The sequence below is a fragment of the Alloalcanivorax marinus genome, from assembly GCF_016785095.1.
Taxonomy (GTDB): Bacteria; Pseudomonadota; Gammaproteobacteria; order Pseudomonadales; family Alcanivoracaceae; genus Alloalcanivorax; species Alloalcanivorax marinus_A.
In genome coordinates this window covers 963,381-985,038 of the sequence record NZ_JAEKJB010000008.1, presented here as the reverse complement: position 1 = coordinate 985,038, position 21,658 = coordinate 963,381, and the positions used below count along the sequence as shown (strand labels likewise).

Sequence of the window (21,658 nt, the reverse complement as noted above, 5' to 3'; positions counted from 1 at the left end):
AGACGTCATGAGCGACCGTCACGACTATCTGGCACTGGACTGGGTTCGCGGGGAGATCCAGGAGACCCTGAACCAGGCCCAGCAGGCCCTGGAAGCCTTCGTGGAGAATCCCAATGACTCCACGCGCATGCGCTTTTGCCAAACCCATCTGCACCAGGTGTACGGCACCCTGCAGATGGTGGAATTTTATGGCGCCGCTCTGCTCGCCGAGGAAATGGAAAAACTGGCCCGCGCCCTGGTGGACCGTCGCGTGGGCAATGTGAGCGACGGTCAGGAAACCCTGATGCGCGCCATCCTGCAGCTGCCACCCTACCTGGACCGGGTGGCCAGCAATCGTCGCGACCTGCCGGTGGTGCTGCTGCCGCTGCTCAATGATCTGCGCGCCGCCCGCGGCGAAGCACTGCTGTCCGAGACCGCCCTGTTCAAGCCGGACATGCGCGAGGCCGAAAGCCAGGGCCGGGTGCCTGAGGCGGTGCGCGCCGATCCGCGCTTCGCGCAACTGACGCGCAAGATACGCCAGATGTTCCAGCTCTCCCTGGTGGGCCTGATGCGCAACGACGACACCGCACGCAACCTGGGCTATATGCGCAAGGTGTTCGCCAAGCTCGAGCAGGTCACGGGCGACGCCGCCCGGGCGCCGCTGTGGCGCATCGCCGACGCTCTCGCCGAGGGCCTGCAGGAACAGGTGATCAGCCTTGGCTCCTCGGTGAAGCAGATTCTCGGCCAGGTCGACCGCACCCTGCGTGAACTGGCCGCCGACGGTGCCGACAGCCTGGAACGGCCGGCGCCGCCGGAGCTGCTCAAGAACCTGCTCTACTACATCGCCAAGGCGGAACACGACAGCCCACGTATCCGCGAAGTGCGCGCCGGCTTCCGCCTCGACGAGGCACTGCCCTCCGACGATCTGGTCAACGCCGAACGGGAACGCATGAGCGGCCCGGACGCGGTGGCCATGAGCTCGGTGGTCAGCGCCCTCTCCGAGGAAATCACCGAGGTGAAGGACGCCCTGGAGCGCTTCGTCCACGAAGGTGACTCCGACCCCACCAGCCTGGAGCCGCAAACCATCCGCCTCAAGCAGGTCTCCGACACCGTGGCGATGCTCGGCCTGGGCCAGCCCCGCGCCCTGGTGGAAGAGCAGCTCAAGGTCATGGAGAAGATCGTCACCGGGCGCCGGCCCCCGGAGCGCGATACCCTGATGGACGTGGCCGGAGCCCTGCTTTACGTGGAAGCGACCCTGGCCGGCATCGGCGGTGATTCCCGGCGCCCGGCGCCGCTCGGCGGCGATGCCCTGCCCAGCCATGTGGGCCAGGCCATGGACGCGGTGCTGCGCGAATGCCGCGCCGGCCTGGAAGAGGCGAAGGACGGCATCGTCGAGTTCATCGCCTCGCAATGGGACCGGACCCACCTGCGGCCGGTACCGGAGCGGCTCAACGCCGTGCGCGGGGGGCTGGAAGTGGTGCAGTTGAACCGACCGGCGGACATCCTGCGCCAGTGCGTGCGCTTCGTGGAGGAGCGCCTGATGTCCGGCGAGGCAACCCCGGACTGGCGCAGCATGGATACCCTGGCCGACGCCATCACCTCCGTGGAGTACTACCTGGAGCGTCTCAGCGACGACCCGGAAACCCGCGACGACATTCTCGATCTGGCCCGGGCCAGCGTCGGCGATCTGGGCTACCCGTTGCCGGAAACGGCGCGGACCGGAGAGCCGCTCGACGACACCGGGGACACCCTCGACGACGCCGCGGATGAAGCCGCCGGGGCGCCGGTCCCGGAACCGGAACCGGACAACGAAACCCCGGCCCTGGCCGAGCCCACCCCGGAACCGGAAGACGACGACGATCTGATCGACGATGAGATCATCGAAATCTTCGTCGAGGAAGCCGGCGAGGTGCTTGAGGATCTGGACCAGTACTTCCCGCGCTGGGCCGCCAACACCGGCGACGAAACCGCGCTGGTGGAGTTCCGCCGCGCCTTCCACACCCTCAAGGGCTCCGGTCGCATGGTCGGCGCCACCACGGTGGGAGAACTGGCCTGGTCCATCGAGAATATGATGAACCGGGTGATTGACCGCAGCATCCAGCCGGATGCCACTCTGATCGAACTGGTGCGCACCGTCCACGGCCTGATCCCGGCCCTGGTCGAGGCGTTCGCGAAACACCAACCGCCCCCCTTCGATGTGGCCCCCCTGGAGAAAGCCGCCTTCACCCTGGCCGAAGGCGGCAAGCTGGACGCGGTGCCCCAAGTGGACGCCGACCCCGCCGCGCCAACGGTCGAACCGGCGGTGAACGCCGCGCCCGCGTATGACGACGGCGACCAGGACGCCGAGGAAATCACCCTGAGCGCCTACGAGCCGGCCACCCCGGAGGCGAAGGAACACGACCCGCTTTCCGATCTGGACGGCCTGGAGTTCGAACTGCCGCCGGAGCCGCCGGCGCCGGCCAGCGACGACGGCGCGCCGGACAACAGCGTCGACCCGGTGCTGCTGGATATTTTCCGCAGCGAGGCGGAACGCAACCTGGCGCTGGTGCGCCAATGGCTGGATTCCCTGGACCCGCACTTGTCCGAGCACGCGGTGGACGACCAGGTGCATCGCGCCCTGCACACCCTGAAGGGCAGCGCCCGCATGGCCGAGATCAACGCCGTGGCGGAACTGGCGGAACCGGCGGAAAAACTGGTCAAGGAGCTGATCAATGGAGGCCGGCGCGCTGACGATGAACTGGTCACCCTGATCCGCGAGACCCACGAGCTGCTGCAGCGGGGCCTCGCCAACCTGGGCGGGGGGCCGGTGACCCTGCCCGAAGCGGCGCCGCTCATTACCCGGCTGGTGAACGCCCGCGAAGCGCTCAACGAAGACAGCGAAGGCACCGATCCGCATATCCTGTCCGTGTTCCTGTCCGAAGGCATGGACCTGATCATCGATACCGACAAGCTGCTCGAACAATGGGTACTGGACCCGGGCCACACCGACGAGCTGGCCCGCCTGCGCGATGAACTCGAGCTGCTCGCCAACAGCGCCGACACCGCCGGCCTGGATGAAATCCACGGTCTGGCCCGGGCGCTGGCCAATGTCTACTCCGAGGTCAACCAGGGCCGCCTCGGTTTCAGCGATCGGCTGCTGGAACTGGCCCGGGAAGGCCACGAAGCGCTGATGAACATGATGGACTGCCTGGCCGCCGGGCAGACCGTACGCGCCGAGCTGGGCCTGGTGGACGCTCTCCGTGACCTGGCGGAAACCCCTGGACCAGGAGGCCCCGGCGACGGCCCGCGCGCCGACCTGGACCCGGAACTCACCGCCCTGTTTCTGGAAGAAGCGGAAGATCTGCTGCTGTCCGCCAGCGAACACCTGGCCACCTGGGAGCAAGGTGAAGCGGAAAGCCGGCTGGCCCTGCAGCGTGATCTGCACACCCTCAAGGGTGGCGCCCGCATGGCCGCCGTGACCGCCGTGGCCGACCTGGCCCATGAGCTGGAAAACCTCTACGAAGTCGCCGGCGCGCCGGACCGGGGCACGCCGCCCCCCTCCCTGTTCGATGTGCTGCACCGTGCCCATGACCGGCTCGCCGACATGATCGAGGCGCTGCGTCAGGGTCGCGCCCCGGCCCCCGCCCCCGACGTGGAGGCGGCTCTGGCCCGGGCCGCTACCGCGCCGGCGGTCGAGACGACTCCGCCGGAACCAGCACCGGCGCCGCAAGAGCCGGCGTCCACCGTCACGGAGCGAGACCCGGAACTGGTGGCCATCTTCCTGGAAGAAGCCAACGACATCCTGGAATCCGCCGGCCACAGCCTGGACACCTGGATCGCCGAGCCGGACAACGCCCTGGAGCTGCAAGCCCTGCAGCGCGACCTGCACACTCTCAAGGGTGGCGCGCGGATGGCGGAAATCCCCGAGCTCGGGGACCTGGGCCACGAACTGGAAACGCTCTACGAGGCCCTGGGCCTGGAGCGAGTGGCGGCGCGGGCGCCGCTGTTCGATCTGTTGCACCGCTGCCATGACCGGTTGGCGGAAATGGTGGAGGCGGTGACCGCCGGGCGACCACTGAGCCCGGCGGAAACACTGATTCAGGCGCTGTACGACTATCTGCGCGACCCGGACACCTTCGAGCTGCCTCCGGCGCCGGCGGCCACCACCGAAACCGCCGATACCAGCGTCCCCGCCGAGCCGGCACCCACGCCCACGGACATGCTGCCGGAGGAAGTGGACGGCGAGATCCTGGATGTCTTCCTGGAGGAATCCGAGGAACTGGCGGAGATCATCGACGGCTGCCTCACCGCCTGGCGCGATCACCCCGAGAGCCGCGATTTCAGCGATGATCTCAAGCGCGCCCTGCATACCCTCAAGGGCGGTGCACGCCTGGCCGGCCTCAATGACCTGGGTGAGGAAAGTCATCGCCTGGAAAGCCTGATCACGCGCCTGGAAAGCCAGCGCCGCGACCCGGAAGAAAATGATTTCGAGGCGATGCTGGCGCACTTCGATGCCATCACCCAGCGCCTCGCCGGCCTGCGCGAAGCGCTGGCCCGGCGCCCGGCGCCAGCCGGCCCGCCGGCCACGGTGGAAAGCGGAGACCCGGCCGACACCCAGCCACGCCGGGAAGAGCGTCGGCCCCAGGCCCAACCCCAGGAAATGGTACGGGTGGGCGCCGACGTGCTCGAGGCGCTGGTGAATCTGGCCGGGGAGACCTCCATCAACCGCAGCCGGGTGGAACAAAGCATCAGCGAATTCGGCTTCAACGTGGCGGAGATGAGCGCCACCGTGACCCGGCTTTACGAACAGCTGCGCCGTCTGGACGTGGAAACCGAGGCGCAGATTCTCTCCAACTACCAAAAAGGCGTGGACCGGGGCGAATTCGACGACAAGTTCGATCCCCTGGAAATGGACCAGTATTCCGAGCTGCACCAGATCACCAAGCAGCTGTCTGAATCCGCCTCGGACCTGCTGGACTTGAAGAACACCCTGCTCGACCGCACCCGCGACACGGAAACCCTGCTGTTGCAGCAGCAAAGGGTCAACACCGACCTGCAGGAAAAACTGATGCGCACCCGCATGGTGCCGTTTTCCCGGCTGGTGCCGCGCCTGCGACGCATCGTGCGGCAGATTTCCGGCGAGCTGGGCAAACGGGTCACTTTCGATGTGCTCAACCCGGAAGGGGAGCTGGACCGCACCCTTATGGAACGGGTGGTCGCGCCCCTCGAACACATGCTGCGCAACGCCGTGGACCATGGCATCGAGCTGCCGGAGCGGCGCCGCGAAGCCGGCAAGGAAGAGGGCGGCCACATCAGCCTGGAGCTGGCCCGGGAAGGCGGCGAGGTGGTACTCACCCTGGCCGACGACGGCCGTGGCATCGACACCGAGGCGGTGCGCCGCAAAGCCATCGAACGGGGGCTGATGAACGAGGACGCCCAGCTCCCGGACCACGAGATCCAGCAGTTCATCTTCCACGCCGGTTTTTCCACCGCCAGCCAGGTAACCCAGGTGTCCGGTCGTGGCGTGGGCATGGACGTGGTGGCCAGCGAAATCAAACAACTGGGCGGCTCGGTGCTGATCGACTCCAGGCCCGGCAAGGGCACCCGCTTCCTGGTACGACTGCCTTTCACCCTGGCCATGAACCGGGCGCTGATGGTGCGCGTTGGCGAGGACGCCTATGCCATCCCGCTCAGCCAGATCGAAGGCATCGTGCGCGTCAGCCCCTATGAACTCAGCGACTACCTGGAACACTCCGGCGACGGCGAGGCACCGGCCTATCACTACGCCGGCCAGGCCTACGACCTGAATTACCTGGGTCGTTTCGTTCACGACACCCGCGCCCCCAACCTGGAAAACCAGACCCAGCCGCTGCCGGTGCTGCTGATCCGCAGCGCCGATCACAGCGTCGCCCTGGTGGTGGACACCCTGATCGGCTCCCGGGAAGTGGTGGTGAAATCGGTGGGCCCGCAACTGGCCAGCGTGGCCGGCATCAGCGGCGCCACCATTCTCGGCGACGGGGCCGTGGTGATCATTCTCGACATCCACTCACTGATCCGCGCCGCCCAGGCACAACAGAAAGCTCTGCCGGAACGGGCTCCGGAGACGGCGGACCACGAGCCGGTCGCGGAGGAGGCCGGCGACGAAACCCGCGCCGCGCCACTGGTGATGGTGGTGGACGACTCGGTGACCGTGCGCAAGGTCACCAGCCGCCTGCTGGAGCGCAGTGGTTTCGAGGTGGTGACGGCGAAGGACGGCATCGACGCCATCGCCGCCCTGGAAGAGAAAACCCCGGACGCGCTGCTGCTGGATATCGAGATGCCGCGCATGGACGGCTTCGAGGTGGCGACCCATATGCGCCACGACGACCGCCTCAGGACGGTGCCGATCATCATGATCACCTCGCGCACCGGCGACAAACACCGTGAGCGAGCCTTCGACATCGGCGTGAACGCCTACATGGGCAAGCCGTTCCAGGAAAACGAACTGCTCGCCACCCTGCGTGAACTGCTCGGCGAAACCGGGGAGATCGACGCCTGATGGCCGCCGCGGCGGGCCGGGTCGGCGTGATCGCCGACGACACCCTGCAGGGTCACCTGCTGGCCGGCGCCATCAAGGGCCAGGGTTACCGGGTGGTGGTCAACACCGACCCCGAGCACCTGGAAGCCCGCTGGCTGATGGAAGACGCCCTGGACCTCTGGGTGGTGGACCTGTCCCGGGAGGATCGCTGGCAGCCCTTCCTGGATCATCTGCTGGAGCGGGCCGCCGCGCCTCTGCTGTTCTGTGACGGCCAGGCGCCGGCGCGCACCGCCGAGCACTATCCGCGCTGGGAGCGGCGCCTGGTCACCAAGCTGGTGGATTACATCGGCGCCCCGGCCGTGGAGGAACGGCTGGAAACCCTGCCACGGATGCCGTCCCCGACGCCGATTCCGGAGCCCCGGGAATTCCAGGCGCTGCCCGACGGGGAACGCAACGGCGCCGAGCGGGTCTGGGTATTGGGGGCCAGCCTGGGCGGCCCGGCGGCGGTAAAGCAGTTTCTCGACTGCCTGCCGCCACACCTTCCGGTGGCGTTCATACTCGCGCAACATATCGATGGCGGTTTTCTCGATACACTCTGTCAGGTGCTGTGCCGTGACAGCCAGGTGAGCTGTCGGGTGGCCGGCGACGGCAGCCGGCTGGCCCATGGCCACCTGCTGGTGGCGCCGGTGGACCAGAGCATCGAATTCGACGCCAACGGCACCGTGCGCCGCAGCGGCCAGGGCTGGGAAGGCCCCTATGCCCCTTGTATCGACCAGGTGTTGCATAATGTGGCCCACGGCTTCGGCCACTGTGACGGCGCCATCCTGTTCTCCGGAATGGGCAACGATGGCGCCATCGCCGCGCCCCGACTGGCCGCCGGCGGCACCCGGGTGTGGGCACAAACCGCGGAAAGCTGCGCGGTGAGCAGCCAACCGGACGCGGTGCGTGAAACCGGCTGCGTCGCCTATAACGGCACGCCGGAGCAACTGGCCCGGCAACTGGTGGACCAGGTGCGCCGGCAGGTGGCGGCCGGCCCCGCCGCCTGACCGGCCCGACAAAAACCGAGGATAAGAGTCGCCATGTCCGACGCGCAGATTCCCGACGACATTCCGAGCTTGCTGATCCCCATGAAGGGTCGCCCCTGGCTGATTCCCAACATCGTGGTGGCGGAGGTCATTCCCCTGCGCCAGCCCGACCGGCCCGGCCACGGCCCGGAATGGCTGCTCGGCTGGCTCAACTGGCGCGAGCAGGAAGTGCCGCTGGTGTCCTTCGAAAAGCTCAACGAGTCCGGCCAGGTAACCATCGGCACCGAGGCACGCATCGCGGTGATCAACACGGTGGCCGGCCAGGCGCGTTTCTACGCCGTGGTGGTACAGGGCATTCCCCGCCTGCTGCGGGTGGACAAGGGCGACCCGGTGGAAGAGCCCGGCGACACCGGCCCGGCGGAATCCATGTACGTCCAGGTCGGCGGCGATCTGGCGGTGATTCCGGACCTGGACGCGGTGGAACGGGCGGTGGCCGGCCTGCATTCATGATCGACTGGGCTCGCCTGGAACACCTGGCGGCGCAGCGCCTTCACGACGGGCGCCGTTACCTCAACCGCCACCCCACACCGCACCATAGCCTGCGTGAATTCCTGCGCTGGCAGCGAGAAACCCGGGGACGCTTTCCGGCCCGGCTCGACTTCCCCGTGCGCCGCCCGGACCCGGTGCTGCTCAACAGCCCGGCGGCGGAGCCCCGCTTCACCTGGATCGGCCATGCCACCTATCTGGTGCAATACCAGGGCTGGAACCTGCTCACCGACCCGGTGTTCTCGGAACGCTGCTCACCATTGTCCTTCGCCGGCCCGAAACGCACCGTGCCACCGGCCCTGGGCATCGACGAACTGCCCGACATCCATGCCGTGCTGGTATCACACAACCATTACGACCATCTGGATCGGGAATCGGTACGAGCCCTGAATCGGCGTTTTGGCGATCGCCTGCGCTGGTTCGCGCCCAGCGGCGTGGGCGCCTGGCTACGCCGGCGTGGCATCCACCAGGTGGTGGAACTGGGCTGGTGGCAGCACCACCGCGATCCGGAATTCGATGCGTTCTGCGTACCCGCTCAGCATTTCAGCGGCCGCGCCGCCGGCGACCGCAACCGCACCCTGTGGTGCGGCTGGCGTCTGGACTGGCCCGGGTTCCGCCTGTTCTTCGCCGGCGATACCGGTTACGCACCGGTGTTCGAGGAGATCCGTCAGGTGCTCGGCCCGGTGGACGTGGCCCTGCTGCCGATCGGCGCCTACCAGCCACGCTGGTTCATGTCTCCGGTGCACATCAACCCGGACGAAGCGGTGCGCATCCACCGGGACCTTCAGGCGCACCGCTCCCTGGCCATGCACTGGGGCACCTTCGTGCTCACCGACGAGCCGCTGGACGAACCACCCCGGGCCCTGGCGGAGGCCCGGCGGCGCCAGGGCGTGGCGGACAAGGCTTTTCGCGTACCCGGCCACGGCGATACCCTGGCGCTCCGAAACGGGGAACTGGAGGATGCCACCGAATGAGCGCCCATACGCGCGGACAACGGCTTCGCTGGCTGATGCGCTTCGTCGCCTGGCTGCCGCTGCCGATCGCGGCCGGGCTGGGCGCACTGCTGGGCGATCTGATCACGCGGATACCGCTGCGCTACGCCAGCGCCTACCGCACCGTGCTGATCAATCTGCTCGCCACCCAGCCGACGCTGAGCCTGCCGGAGGCGCGCCGCATCGGTCGCCAGAGCCTGCGGGAACTGGGCCGCTCGTTTTGCGAGTTCGCCCATGTCTGGCAACGCCCGGTGGAGCAGACCCTGGCGCGGATCACCGAAATTCATGGCGAACGGGCCTATCTGGATGCCTGCGCCGAGGAACGGCCGGTGCTGCTGCTGTCCCTGCACCAGGGCAGCTGGGAAACCATCAACCTGTATCTGGGCCGCCAGGGCAACACCACGGTGATGTACCAGCCGCACCCGGCCACCCTGGTGGACGCCCTGGTCAAGAAAGCCCGCGAGCGCACCGGCTGCCGGCTGGTGCCCACCAATAGCCAGGGCGTCAAGGAAGGCCTGGCCACCCTGCGCGGCAACGGCACCCTGGCGCTGCTGGCGGACCACAACCCGGGCAACCGCAGCAATCCCTTCATTCCCTTCTTCGGCCACCCGGTGCCCACCCCGGCCCTGGTGGACAAACTGGTGCGCCGCTACCGACCGCGCATCTTCATCGTCTCCTGCTACCGGGGAGAAGGCGGCGTGCGCGACGTGCGCGTGCACTTCGAACCGGCCACGGAACTGGAGAACGCCGAGGGCGAGACCTGCGTGCTCACCACCCTCAACCGCTCCCTGGAAACCTGCATCCGCCGCAACCTGCCGCAGTACCAGTGGACCTACAAACGGTTCAAATGGGAACCCGGCGGCCGCCGTACCTGGTACCGCCACTCCCTGTCCCTGCTGCGCCGGGCGGCGCGCGGCGAAAGCCGCGAGGCCCTGGGCCTGGCGCCGAAAAATCCCCCGCGCCCCTGATCCCGCTCAGCTTCCGTTAAGCCTGGCCGGCGATACTGGCCGGGAACCAACAACGGGATCGGGGAACCATGGACACAACCAACACCTGGACCAACACGGCCAAGACGCTGCACTGGCTGATCGCCTTTCTATTGCTGGCGGTCTGGGCCAGCGTGGAGCTGCACGAGCTGGTGCCCCGGGGCAACCCCTGGCGGGATTACTGGATCATCGCCCACTTCACCCTGGGCGCCTCGGCCCTGGCGGTGATGATCATCCGCCTCGTGTGGCGGGCCGGCCACCGCCCGCCGGCGCCCCTGGGCGACCGCCTGCAACAACGGCTGGCCACGGCGGTGCACGGCCTGCTGTATCTGGCGGTGCTGGCGATGCCGGTCACCGGCCTGCTGATGCGCCAGCTGGACGGCAAGAGCACGCCGCTGCCCGCCGGCCTGGCGATCCCGGCCTGGCTGCCCGCCAACACGGCCCTGGCCGAGCGCCTGGAAGACCTGCACAAGGAATGGCTCTGGAACGCCCTGCTGGCGCTGATCGTACTGCACGTGGCCGGCGCCCTCTGGCATCACTGGGTGGACCGGGACGCCACCCTCAAGCGCATGCTGCCGGGCCGTCGCTCACGGTGACCCGGCGGCTCAGGACGCCGGCGATTCCGCCTCCACGAACACCCGCTTGATGCGCGGGTCCTGGGCTTTCAGGGTGCGGTCCAGTTCGGCGATGACGGTTTCCAGGCGGCGCGTGCCCAGGGACGGCGAGAAGGTGACGCTGATGTTCACCAGAATGAAATCCGGGCCCATGTGCATGGTCAGCACTTCGTTGACCGCGTCCACGCTGGGCATGGACAGCGCCGCCCGGCGGATGCCGGCCACCACCCGGGGGTTGGCCGCCTCGCCGATCAGCAGGCCTTTGGTTTCATAGGCCAGCCAGCAGGCGGTGCCGGCGAGAATCAGGCCAATCAGGATGGAAGCCAGGCCGTCGAACCAGAACGCGCCGGTGAGCTGGCTGAGCAACACGCCCAACAGCGCCACCACCAGACCCAGCATGGCGGCGGAGTCCTCGAACAACACCACGAAGGTGGTCGGGTCCTTGCCATGGCTGATCGCCTCCACGTAGCCCCGGTCGCCCTTGGTGCGGCGAAACTCCTTCAGGGCGATGCTCCAGGCGGTCCCTTCGAACACCATGGCCAGCCCCAATACCACGTAGTTGATGATCGGATTGCTGATCGGCTCCGGGTGCATCAGGTGCACCACGCCTTCGTAGAGGGAAATGCCGGCGCCCAGGGCGAAGATCAGGATCGCCACCGCGAACGCCCAGAAATACACCTCCTTGCCGTGGCCGAAGGGGAACCGCTCGTTGGCCGGCGTCTTCGCCCGCTTCATGCCATGCAACAACAAAACACCATTGCCAGTGTCCACCAGCGAGTGGATGCCCTCGGAGAGCATGGCGGAACTGCCGGTGATCACCGCCGCGACGAACTTGGTGACGGCGATCAGCATGTTGCCGGCCATCGCCGCGATCACCACCTTTCTGGACCCGGACATGGGCGCCTCCCGATATTCATGACATGGCGCAGCATGCCCGCCCCGACGCCACCTTGCCAGCCCCGCCCGGGCGCCGCAGAATCACCGCTTCGTCTGGAGAACCTGAATATGCCGATCGAGAAAGACAAGGTGGTCAGCCTGCACTACACCCTGTTCGACGCCGACCACGACCTGGAACTGGAACACAGCCCGGCGGATCAGCCGCTGTCCTACCTGCACGGCCACGGCAACATCCTGCGCGGCCTGGAGGAAGCTCTGGCCGGCAAGGACGAGGGCGACGCGGTAAGCGTGACGCTGACGCCCGAGCAAGCCTACGGGCGCCGCGATGAATCGCTGCGCCAGCGACTCTCCGCCAAATACCTCAAACACGCCGGCAAACTGCGCCCCGGCAAGGTAGTGGAAGTGCGTACCGAGCAGGGCCCGCGCCGGGTCACCGTGATCAAGGTGGGCCTCAAAACCGTGGATGTGGACGCCAACCATCCGCTCGCCGGCCTGCCGCTGCGCTTCGAGATGCGCGTCATCGATGTGCGCGACGCCAGCGACGAGGAAAAAGCCCATGGCCATGCCCACGGGCCCGGTGGCCACCAGCACTGAAGCCACCGATCATGAACCGTGGCACGGACCGGCGCCGGCCACCGTGCTAACGTATCGCCACCAGGAGGGAGGGGCGCATGCCGGAATACAGTTATTGGATCATTCTGGGGTTGGTGTTGGTGATCGCGGAGTTCGCCGTCTCCGGCCTCGTGACCATCTTTCTCGGCCTGGCCGCGCTCCTGGTGGGAGCGCTGGCCTGGCTGGGCTTGATCGACAGCCTGGTCTGGGAGATCACCCTGTTCGCGGTGTTCAGCCTGGTGCTGCTGGTGGTGGCGCGCCGCTACCTGCGCGAGCGGCTGTTCGGCCGCGAGACCCACGGCGCCAGCAGCGACGACAGTGCCGGGCTGGTGGGTGCCCGGGCCACCGTGGAGGGCGCCTTCGAGGATGGCATCGGCACGGTGCGCTATCGCGGCGCCCTGTGGCAGGCACAATCCACCCACCCCCTGAGCGACGGCCAGATGGTTCGCATTCTTCGCCATGAAGGCCTGTGGCTGACCGTGGCCCCCTGGGCCTCCAAGGACTGACTTTCTAAGGAACCGATATCATGATGGGACTCATCATTCCCGCTTTGCTCGCCCTCGGCGTGATCATTCTGCTGTTCATGACCGTGCGCATCGTGCCGCAGCGGCAGATCTTCGTGGTCGAGCGGCTGGGCAAGTACCGCACTTCCCTGGAAGCCGGCATGCACGTGCTGATGCCGTTCATCGACCGGGTCGCCTACCGGCACTCGCTCAAGGAAATCGTCCGTGACGTGCCGCGCCAGAGCTGTATCACCAAGGACAACATCGAGGTGTCCATCGACGGCGTGATGTACCTGCAGGTGATCGACGCCAAGGCCGCCAGCTACGGCGTGGACGACTATGTGCTGGCCGCCCAGCAACTGGCCCAGACCACCCTGCGCTCGGTGATCGGTAAGATCGATCTGGACAAGACCTTCGAGGAACGCGCCGAGATCAATATGGAAGTGGTGCGCGCCGTGGACGAGGCGGCCCAGCCCTGGGGCGTCAAGGTGCTGCGTTATGAGGTGGCGGACATCAACCTGCCGGCCTCGATCAAGGACGCCATGGAGAAGCAGGTGCGCGCCGAACGGGAACGCCGCGCCGTGGTGGCGGAATCCGAGGGCGACCGCCAGGCCGCCATCAACCGCTCCGAGGGTGACCGTCAGGCGGCGATCAACCGTTCCGAGGGTGAGAAGCAGGAGATGATCAATATCTCCGAAGGTGAGAAGCTCAAGCAGATCAACGAGGCCCAGGGCCGCGCCGAGCAGATCCAGTTGATCGCCAACGCCACCGCCGAGGGCCTGCGCCACGTGGCCGGCGCCGTGAAGGCGGACGGCGGCGAGGAAGCGGTAAGCCTGCGCATTGCCGAGCAGTACGTGGCCGCCTTCGAGAAGCTGGCCAAGGAATCCACCACCCTGCTGCTGCCGTCCAACCTCAGCGACGTGGGCGGCACCGTGGCCGGCCTGCAGAAGGTGCTCAAGAAGATCGACGCCGCTCAGCCCTGAGCCGGTCTTGAGATCAGCCCTGAGCTGGTCTCGAAATAAGCCCTGAGCTGGTCTCGAAGTAAGCCCTGAGCCGGGGTCTTGAAATCAGCGTCTGGGGTGCCATTCTTTCGGTTCCCCAAGCGCTGACAGGACCCCCACCATGCCCCGTCATTTCGAAACCGCGCCCGGCCTGTGCGACAAGCCGGACCGAGAGACCCAGTCCTACCTCTTCAACCAGACCATGCTGCGCATCAAGGACCCCGCGGCCAGCCTGGATTTCTATACCCGGGTGCTGGGCATGCGGCTGATCCGCAAGCTGGATTTTCCGGAAGCGGAATTCACGCTCTACTTTCTCACCTACCTCAACGATACCGAGGCCACCGAGGTGCCCGACGACGACGCCAAGCGTCTCACCTACACTTTCAGCCGCGAAGCGATGCTGGAGCTGACCCACAACTGGGGCACCGAGAACGACGCGGATTTCCGCTACCACAACGGCAATGACGAACCCCAGGGCTTGGGCCACATCGGCATCACGGTGCCGGACGTGTACGCCGCCGCGGAACGGTTCGGGAAACTGGGCGTGGAATTCGTGAAGAAGCCGGATGACGGCCGCATGAAGGGCCTGGCGTTCATCAAGGACCCGGACGGCTACTGGATCGAGATCCTGCAGGCCGACATGATGGAAAAACAGGGCGGCGCCGGCTGAACACCGGCACCGCCCGAAACGATCAACCGCCGGCAATCAGTCGATCAGCGCCACCGGCGCCGGTTCCGGCTGCTCTTCCAGTTCCGGCGTGAAGGTGGGCGCCTGGCGCGGTTCCGCCAGCTCCTGATAGGCGTAGGCCAGCTTGATCAGGGTCCCCTCGTCGAACTCCCGGGCCAGCATTTCCATGCCCACCGGCAGCGCCGGATCGGTGTCCGCCATGCCCGCCGGCATGGTCAGCGCCGGGAAGCCGGAGAACGGGCTCAGCCGGTTATTGCTGCCGGCGCTCGGCGAACCGCCCACGTCCGGGGCCAGACTCTGCACCGACGGGTACAGCAGCACATCATAGGGCTCACCGCCCGGGCGGCCGCTGGCGTCGATGTTTTCCAGAGCGGCCAGGAAACGCTGGCGCACATAGTCCGGGCGTTCGTTGATGTTTTTCAGGTAGTCCGCATTGTTTTCCAGGTCCGTGCCGGCGCTGTCGTAGAACGCGAAGGTGCCGGCGTTGCGGTCCTCGTAGCCACCGCTCTGATAGACCTCGTCGAAGGAGCGCGGGTGACCGTCGGTGGTGGACGGCCAGGACGCCAGATACTCGGTCAGGTTGGTCTTGAATTCATAGCGGGACACGCTGCGGAAGTCGCTGAGAATGGTGGACAGATCGGGGATGGTCACGTCCTCCACGGTGGCGCCGGCGGCGCGCATGCGCTCCAGGGCCGCATCGATGACTCGCTGCACCTCGGCGTTCTCGCCCTGACCGTCACCGAACAGATCCCGCACCACGCCAATGCGCGCGCCCTTCAGGGCACCGCTGTCCAGATACTTGGTGTAGCTGGACGGCGCCAGGGTGGCGAGCTGGTATTCGAACGGGCTGGTCATCAGGTCCGCGTCATGATCGAAACGGAAACGCTGGCCGGAAAACGCCCCCGGGTCGTAGCCGACCATGGCGCTCAGGGTCAGGGCGCAGTCCTCCACGGTACGGCACATCGGGCCGCCGGTGTCCTGCCAGTGCGCCAGCGGCACGATGCCGTCCTGGCTGACCAGCCGCAGGCTCGGGCGGATACCCACCAGGCCGTGCAGGCTGGATGGCACGCGGATCGAGCCACCCGTGTCGGAACCGGTGCCGACCATGGCGAAACTGGCGGCGATGGACGAACCGGTGCCGGAGGAAGAGCCACCCGGCCCCTTGGTGGGATCGTAAGCGTTGCGCACCTGGCCGCCCACGGAGCTGCTGCCCCGGAACCCGAAGGCGTATTCGTCCAGGTTGGCCTTGCCGATGATGATGGCTCCGGCATCCCGCAGCCGCGCGACGCTGAACGCATCATCCGGCGGCTGGCTGGTTTCCAGCGCCAGACCACCGGCGGTGGTGGGCATATCAAAGGTATCGAAGTTGTCCTTGAGCAACACCGTGACGCAGTGCAGCGGCCCCTGGAAACCGTCCGTCGCATAGCGGCTGTCCAGGTCCCGGGCATCATCCAGGGCGTGCGGGTTCACCGCGATCACACTCTGCAGGCTCGGGCCCTGCCGATCATAGGCCTCGATCCGATCCAGATAGCCCTGAACCATTTCCTCGCAGGTCAGTTCACCAGCCTGCAGGGCCGCCCGGGCCTGGGCGATGGTGCCTTCCACATAGTTAAAGGATTCGGCCTCGCCCACCGGGTCGGCATCGTCATCGTCATGGTCACTGTCGGAGCCCCCACAGCCCGCCAACATCACCCCCAGCAGTGCCGGGGCAAGCCAAACTTTCGCATTCAACATTGGAATTTCTCCAGCATCAGGAAAACGCGACCAAATGCGCGCGCCGGAAAAAGGGATCAAGAAACATGCCACCGGAGAAAAAATCAGGCAGGGCAGGGAGTTATACAAAAAAGATAAGATTATTTACTGACCACGAGACAGCCGGGCACGACGCCAAATAGCGCGCGGCACGCACCAGCAGCAGGCATTTCAGATCAGGGATCGTCCCGCCCACAGAGACGCCAACAAAGCCACCGGCGCGGTTTCCGCCCGTAGTACCCGCTCGCCCAGTGCAAATGGCAGGAATCCGGCGGCCCGGGCGGCTTCCAGTTCCGGATCGGAAAAGCCGCCTTCCGGACCGGTCAGCAGAGTCACCGCCTCGGCCTCGCGCAGCGCGCTCGCGGCCAGCGGCGCCTCCCCGGGATGCGCGATCAGCGCCAGCCCCCGGGCTCCGGCCAGAAAATCCTTGAACGGCAACGGGCCGTCCACCAGCGGCGGCCGGTTGAGACCGCATTGTTCGCAGGCGCTGATCACCACCTGTCGCCAGTGGTCCGTCTTCTTCGCGGCGCGCTCCCCCTTGAGCCGCACCTCGGTGCGCTCGGTATCCAGCACCCGGATCGCCGCCACCCCCAGTTCGGTGGCTTTCTGCAGGGCGTAGTCCATGCGGTCGCCCTTGATCAGCGGCAGCCCCAGGGTCACCGGCAGCGGCGCACTCCGGTCCAGCTCATGGAATGCCAGCGGCCTTGCGATCACGCTCTTCTTGCCAACGCTTTCCAGCACCGCCGACCATTCGCCACCCTCGCCGTTGAACAGTGTCAGTTCATCACCCGGATTCATACGCAGCACCTTGCCGATGTGATGGCTGGGGCCGGCGCCCAGCGCCACGGGCTGATCCTGGGTGAACGGCTGGTCGTCGAAGAAACGGCGGCTCATGGAATTCCTCTGATACGGAGCGGACGATATCGGCGCTAAAGGCTACCATAGCCGGCCTGGATTCCATGCTCCGGGGGAGAGCCGTCGATGGCTGAAATCGTGGAGGCGCCGTTCCGCGCGCCGTGGTGGTTGCGTTCACCACACCTGCAAACGCTTTGGGGGCCGCTGTGCCGGCGCGCCGATGGCCTGGAGCGACGGCGCGAAACGCTGCCCCTGGCCGACGGCGACCATCTGTTGCTGGACTGGGCCGGGCCCGATCCGCGCCCCGGGGCACCGCGGGTAGCGCTGCTGCACGGGCTGTCCGGCAACAGCGATTCCCACTATGTGCGCGGCACCCAGGCACGGCTGGCGGCGGCGGGCATCGCCTCGGTGGCGATCAACTCCCGGGGCGCCGCCGCGCCCAACGACACCGCCTTGTCTTACCATGCCGGTGAAATCGACGATCTGGACGCGGTGTTTCGCCATCTGCGCGCCGCCGACGATCGCGGCCCGCTGGTGGCGGTGGGCGTCTCCCTGGGCGGCAGTCGCCTGCTTAACTGGCTGGCGCGGGCGGACAACGGCGCCCTCAGCGCCGCCGTGGCGGTGTGCTCGCCGCTTGGCCTGGCCACCTGCGCGGACCGCATGGATCGGGGCCTGTCGCGGATGTACCGGCGCCACCTGATCAGCCAACTGCTCACCACCCTGCGCCGCCAGCATCGTCACCTGGAGACCGTGGCGCCGGACCAGGCACGCCGGCTCGCGGCTCTGGACCTCGATGGCATTCGCTCATTCTGGCAATTCGACGGCCAGGTGATCGCACCGCTGTACGGCTTCCGCGACGCCGCGCACTATTACGCGGAATGCTCCGCCGGCCCGCGCCTGCCGGCGATCCGCACGCCCACCCTGATGATCCAGGCCGAGGACGACCCCTTCATGACCCGGGCGGTATTGCCCGGCCAGGGCGACCTGGGCCCCGGCGTGACCCTGGAGCTGAGCCGCCAGGGCGGTCATGTGGGCTTCGTGGCGGGCACGCCGACGGCGCCTGAATACTGGCTGGAGAAACGGCTGGTGGCGTTCGCCGCCGGCTTCGCCGACGCACCGCTCACATCAGCAACAGGGTAAGCAACGCCGCCAGCAGTCCTCCGGCCAGCATCACCATGATCGCCAGGGCCCGGTTCCAGATCACCGCGGTGCGCCAGGCCGGGTAACCGGTGAAGCGCTCCAGCAGCAACACGTTGGCGGCGTAGGGCGTGCTCACCCCGGTCATCGCCCAACCGCACACCATGGACAACCCCAACGCCTGGATCGCCTGGGGCGGCCAGATCGGGCCGAGCAGGGCGCCCACCAGGGTGCCGGTAAGAATCGGATTGAAGCCCATCATGCCGACGGCGTAGAACACCCAGGGCACCAGCAGCGCCGCCAGCGGGTAGCCCCAACCGGGCAATGTCAGACCGCTGCCGAGATGATGCTCCGCCAGGGCGCTGACCAGGGCACCAAGAAAGGCGGAAGCGCCGACGATCACCAGCTCGTTGGAGGCCGGCGCCAGCGACGGCGGGGCGGGCCGTTCGCCGCGCCAGGCGCCCCAGGCCAGCCCCAGCACCACCACCGACAGACAGCTCAGCGTCACCGCCCGCGGATAGCTCAACCCGGCACCGGCGCTGAGCGCCAGTGTGCCGGCGCAGATCACCGCGATCAGCCCGGTGAAGCGCAGCCAGGGCCCGGCCCCGGCGGTACCTTCCTCCGGCGCCAATTCACCGCTTTCCGGTTCCCGGAACAAGGCCCCGGCGAGCAGGAACAGCACCGCCACCGGCAGCCCCATGCCGATCAGTTGCCAACCCTTCAGGCCGGGCAGGAAAGTCAGCACCACCGCCACCGAGATCGACAGTGGCGAACACAGCGGGGCGGCGGCGAAGCCGCGCAGCGTGGCACGGGCGGCGTTGCGGGTGCGCGCCGAATGACCTCGGCTGTTGATACGGTCGGCGACCAGGGCGGCGACCACGCCCACGGCACCGAAGTTGAGCGGAATCGACAGAAAGGCGGTGCCAAAGGTCAGGCTGTAATAGCGGGTCAGCGAGCGGCCACCGAACAGGCTGGAGGACAACCGCGCCAGATCCCGGGAGCGGCTCAACACCGCCGACAAAAGAATCACCGAAATAATCAGCCCGATCAGGATCGCCATGTTGCGCACGCCCTTGCCCAGGGCCTGGGGCTCCAGCACCGCCGCGACCAGCGCCGCCAGCATCATCAGTACCAGCAGCATGCGCGCCACCGGGCGCAGGTCCCGCCAGCCCAGCAGCATGGCGATGGTGACCGCCAAGGCCGCCACCGCGTCGGCGCCGGGCAGCGGCAGCAGCACACCGGCCACCAGCGCCAGCCAGGCGAACAGCGAACGCAGTACCCAGATCAGGCTTCTATCGTCCGCGCTGCTCACTCCGAGCGCACCTGGCCGACGGCGCCAAACAGCCGGTCCAGGGCGGTTTCATCCAGGCGGTACTCGCGCTTCATGGCGTCCAGGTGATCCAGAGCCTCCCCTCGCAGGTAGGGCGCCTCCAGGCAAATAATCTGGTAGATGCCCTGGCGCAACAGGCCCCGGTCCAGGGTCTCGTCGCCGGATATTTCCGGGTTCAGGCCATGGGTAAAACCCGGCCAGGAGGCCGCCAGCACCCAGGTGTTGACCAGCAGCGCCCGCAATTCCTCGTCGCTGGCCTCGATCAGGCCGCTGTCGCGCAGCCGCTGATAGATGCCAAGCCCGCGCGCCAGGCTGTCCTCCACGAACACCTTGTAGCGATCACGCAGCACCGGGTCCTGATGAAGGAAATGCGCCAGGTCCCGATGCAGGAAACGACCCTCCCACATGGACGCCAGGATGCCCTCGAAATAGCCCATCTTGTCTTCCCAGGTGAGCGGGCCCTCGGGCACCGTCAACAGGGTGAGCAGGTGCTCCCGATAACGGTCGAACAAGGCCGAGACGATGGCCGCCTTGTTGCGGTAATGGTAGTAGAGATTGCCCGGGCTGATGCCCAGCTCGCCGGCGATGTGGTTGGTGGTGACGTTGCGCTCACCGAACCGGTTGAACAGGGCCAGGGCGGCATCCAGGATGCGGGTTTTCGTGTCGGTCATAACGGGCCAATCAGGGCATGGAGCAGGGCGGCGAACCGGATTTCGGACACACCGTGTTGACCTCTAGAGTAATTACTCTAAAAATCAGGTCAGGTCCATCACCGTCCAGGGAGACGCATTATGGTCGCCGAAATCAAAGAATTCCAAACCGGCCAGGCACAAATCGACCGCATGAAGCGGATTTTCGAGGCACAGAAAACCGCTTTCCGCCATCACCCCTACCCCGGCGCCGAACAGCGCGTGGAGCACATCCAACGGCTCAAGCCCATGTTGCTGGACAACATGGACGCCTGGATCGAGGCGCTCAACGCCGATTTCGGCAACCGTTCCGCCGATGAAACCAAACTGGCGGAACTGCTCACCAGTGTCGAGGGCATCAAGTACCACGCCAAGCACCTGCGCAAATGGATGAAACCCTCCAAACGCAAGGTGGGCGCCGCCCAGTGGCCCGGCAAGGTGTGGGTGGAGTACCAGCCGCTCGGCGTGGTGGGCATCATCGTGCCCTGGAACTACCCGCTGTATCTGGCCATCGGCCCGCTGCTGGCGGCTCTCGCCGCCGGCAACCGGGTGATGATCAAGATGAGCGAGTCGACGCCGCGCACCGGCGCGCTGCTGGAAGAACTGATCGGCAAGACCTTCGACGAGGAGCACGTGGCGGTGATCAACGGCGAAGTGGAGGTGGGCGCCGCCTTCTCGGCGCTGCCGTTCGACCACCTGCTGTTCACCGGCTCCACCTCGGTGGGCAAGCACATCATGCGCGCCGCCGCCGAGAACCTGACCCCGGTGACCCTGGAGCTGGGCGGGAAGAGCCCGTGCATCATCGGCCAGGACTTCCCGATGAAGGACGCGGTGGAACGCATCGCCTTCGGCAAGTGCCTGAACAGCGGCCAGACCTGCGTGGCGCCGGACTATATCCTGTGCCCGGAGAATCGGGTGGACGAGTTCGTGGACGCCTGGAAGGCCCAGGTCACCCAGCTCTACCCGAGCCTGCGCGACAACCCGGACTTCACCAGCATCATCAATGAGCGCCAGTACCAGCGGCTCACCGGCTATCTGGACGACGCCCGGGAGAAGGGCGCCCGGGTCATCGAGATCAACCCGGACAACGAGGACCTGGCCGGCAGCCGCAAGATTCCCCACACCCTGGTGCTCGACGTCAACGACGACATGAAGATCGTCCACGATGAGATCTTTGGCCCGCTAATGCTGGTGGTGCCCTACCAGACCCTGGATGACGCCATCGATTACGTGAACGAGCGGCCCCGCCCGCTGGCCCTGTATTACTTCGACTGGAACAGCGAAAACGGCGAGCACGTGCTGCACCACACCCACTCCGGCGGCGTCTGCCTGAACGACACCATCACCCAGGTGGGCGTGGACGACATGCCGTTTGGCGGCGTCGGTCCCTCCGGCATGGGTCACTACCACGGCCCGGAAGGCTTCCTGACCTTCTCCAAGGCCAAGGGCGTCTACAAAAAGGGCAAGATGAACGCCACCAAGCACATCCTGCCGCCCTATGGCCGGGGCATGCACAAGCTGATCTACAAGTTCATGCTCAAATAGGAGGGCGCGCC

At 66.9% G+C, this 21,658-nt stretch carries 17 protein-coding genes; 12 read left to right on the top strand and 5 right to left on the bottom strand.

All coding sequences use genetic code 11. The annotated features are described in order from the left end of the window. Nucleotides 1-7: 7 nt before the first annotated feature. The 6 genes from JF515_RS11590 (at nt 8) to JF515_RS11565 (ending at nt 10,620) form a co-directional block, all read left to right on the top strand. The gene (locus JF515_RS11590) at nt 8-6,496 is read left to right on the top strand and encodes an Hpt domain-containing protein (RefSeq protein WP_203104375.1); all 6,489 of its coding nucleotides are present in this window, start codon (nt 8-10) and stop codon (nt 6,494-6,496) included. Beyond that, nucleotides 6,496-7,521, top strand: coding sequence for a chemotaxis protein CheB (locus JF515_RS11585; RefSeq protein WP_203104371.1), 1,026 nt, complete (start codon nt 6,496-6,498; stop codon nt 7,519-7,521). The genes JF515_RS11590 and JF515_RS11585 overlap by 1 nt, the downstream gene beginning before the upstream one ends. 33 nt (nt 7,522-7,554) lie before the next feature. After that, nucleotides 7,555-8,010: a chemotaxis protein CheW gene (locus JF515_RS11580; protein WP_203104368.1), complete on the top strand. Its 456-nt coding sequence runs from the start codon at nt 7,555-7,557 to the stop codon at nt 8,008-8,010. Next, nucleotides 8,007-9,020, top strand: coding sequence for an MBL fold metallo-hydrolase (locus tag JF515_RS11575; RefSeq protein ID WP_203104365.1), 1,014 nt, complete (start codon nt 8,007-8,009; stop codon nt 9,018-9,020). Before JF515_RS11580 ends, JF515_RS11575 begins: the two co-directional genes overlap by 4 nt. Beyond that, complete coding sequence (locus JF515_RS11570) at nt 9,017-10,006, top strand: lysophospholipid acyltransferase family protein (RefSeq protein WP_203104362.1); 990 nt, start codon at nt 9,017-9,019, stop codon at nt 10,004-10,006. Before JF515_RS11575 ends, JF515_RS11570 begins: the two co-directional genes overlap by 4 nt. 68 nt (nt 10,007-10,074) lie before the next feature. Then, on the top strand, nt 10,075-10,620 hold the full coding sequence (locus JF515_RS11565) for a cytochrome b (protein WP_203104359.1): 546 nt from the start codon (nt 10,075-10,077) through the stop codon (nt 10,618-10,620). A 9-nt stretch (nt 10,621-10,629) separates the two neighbouring features. Here JF515_RS11565 and JF515_RS11560 read toward each other — a convergent pair whose 3' ends face one another. Next, on the bottom strand, nt 10,630-11,535 hold the full coding sequence (locus tag JF515_RS11560) for a cation diffusion facilitator family transporter (protein ID WP_203104356.1): 906 nt from the start codon (nt 11,533-11,535) through the stop codon (nt 10,630-10,632). 108 nt (nt 11,536-11,643) lie between these two features. On the opposite strand from JF515_RS11560, the gene JF515_RS11555 reads away from it, so the two are divergent. From JF515_RS11555 to gloA, 4 genes are all read left to right on the top strand, one after another. Next, on the top strand, nt 11,644-12,129 hold the full coding sequence (locus JF515_RS11555) for an FKBP-type peptidyl-prolyl cis-trans isomerase (protein WP_203104353.1): 486 nt from the start codon (nt 11,644-11,646) through the stop codon (nt 12,127-12,129). A gap of 77 nt (nt 12,130-12,206) precedes the next feature. Next, entirely contained in the window at nt 12,207-12,653 is a 447-nt protein-coding gene (locus JF515_RS11550; RefSeq protein ID WP_203104350.1) for an NfeD family protein, read from the top strand. Nucleotides 12,654-12,673: 20 nt separating this feature from the next. Beyond that, nucleotides 12,674-13,633: an SPFH domain-containing protein gene (locus JF515_RS11545; RefSeq protein WP_203104346.1), complete on the top strand. Its 960-nt coding sequence runs from the start codon at nt 12,674-12,676 to the stop codon at nt 13,631-13,633. Nucleotides 13,634-13,772: 139 nt separating this feature from the next. Beyond that, a complete protein-coding gene (gene gloA, locus JF515_RS11540) occupies nt 13,773-14,321 on the top strand; it encodes a lactoylglutathione lyase (protein WP_203104343.1) in 549 nt (182 codons plus the stop codon). Nucleotides 14,322-14,357: 36 nt separating this feature from the next. Here gloA and JF515_RS11535 read toward each other — a convergent pair whose 3' ends face one another. Beyond that, a complete protein-coding gene (locus tag JF515_RS11535; RefSeq protein ID WP_203104340.1) occupies nt 14,358-16,073 on the bottom strand; it encodes an amidase in 1,716 nt (571 codons plus the stop codon). A gap of 189 nt (nt 16,074-16,262) precedes the next feature. Next, nucleotides 16,263-16,985: a 16S rRNA (uracil(1498)-N(3))-methyltransferase gene (locus JF515_RS11530; RefSeq protein WP_203104337.1), complete on the bottom strand. Its 723-nt coding sequence runs from the start codon at nt 16,983-16,985 to the stop codon at nt 16,263-16,265. An 87-nt stretch (nt 16,986-17,072) separates the two neighbouring features. On the opposite strand from JF515_RS11530, the gene JF515_RS11525 reads away from it, so the two are divergent. Beyond that, the gene (locus JF515_RS11525) at nt 17,073-18,086 is read left to right on the top strand and encodes a YheT family hydrolase (protein ID WP_203104334.1); all 1,014 of its coding nucleotides are present in this window, start codon (nt 17,073-17,075) and stop codon (nt 18,084-18,086) included. Here the strand turns inward: JF515_RS11525 and JF515_RS11520 are convergent. Further along, entirely contained in the window at nt 18,067-19,395 is a 1,329-nt protein-coding gene (locus JF515_RS11520; RefSeq protein ID WP_203104331.1) for a hypothetical protein, read from the bottom strand. The two genes, JF515_RS11525 and JF515_RS11520, sit on opposite strands and share 20 nt — an antisense overlap. After that, entirely contained in the window at nt 19,392-20,084 is a 693-nt protein-coding gene (locus JF515_RS11515) for a TetR/AcrR family transcriptional regulator (protein ID WP_203104328.1), read from the bottom strand. The genes JF515_RS11520 and JF515_RS11515 overlap by 4 nt, the downstream gene beginning before the upstream one ends. 120 nt (nt 20,085-20,204) lie before the next feature. Here JF515_RS11515 and JF515_RS11510 point away from each other — a divergent pair, with 120 nt between their 5' ends. Then, a complete protein-coding gene (locus JF515_RS11510) occupies nt 20,205-21,647 on the top strand; it encodes a coniferyl aldehyde dehydrogenase (RefSeq protein ID WP_203104326.1) in 1,443 nt (480 codons plus the stop codon). Nucleotides 21,648-21,658 lie beyond the last annotated feature (11 nt).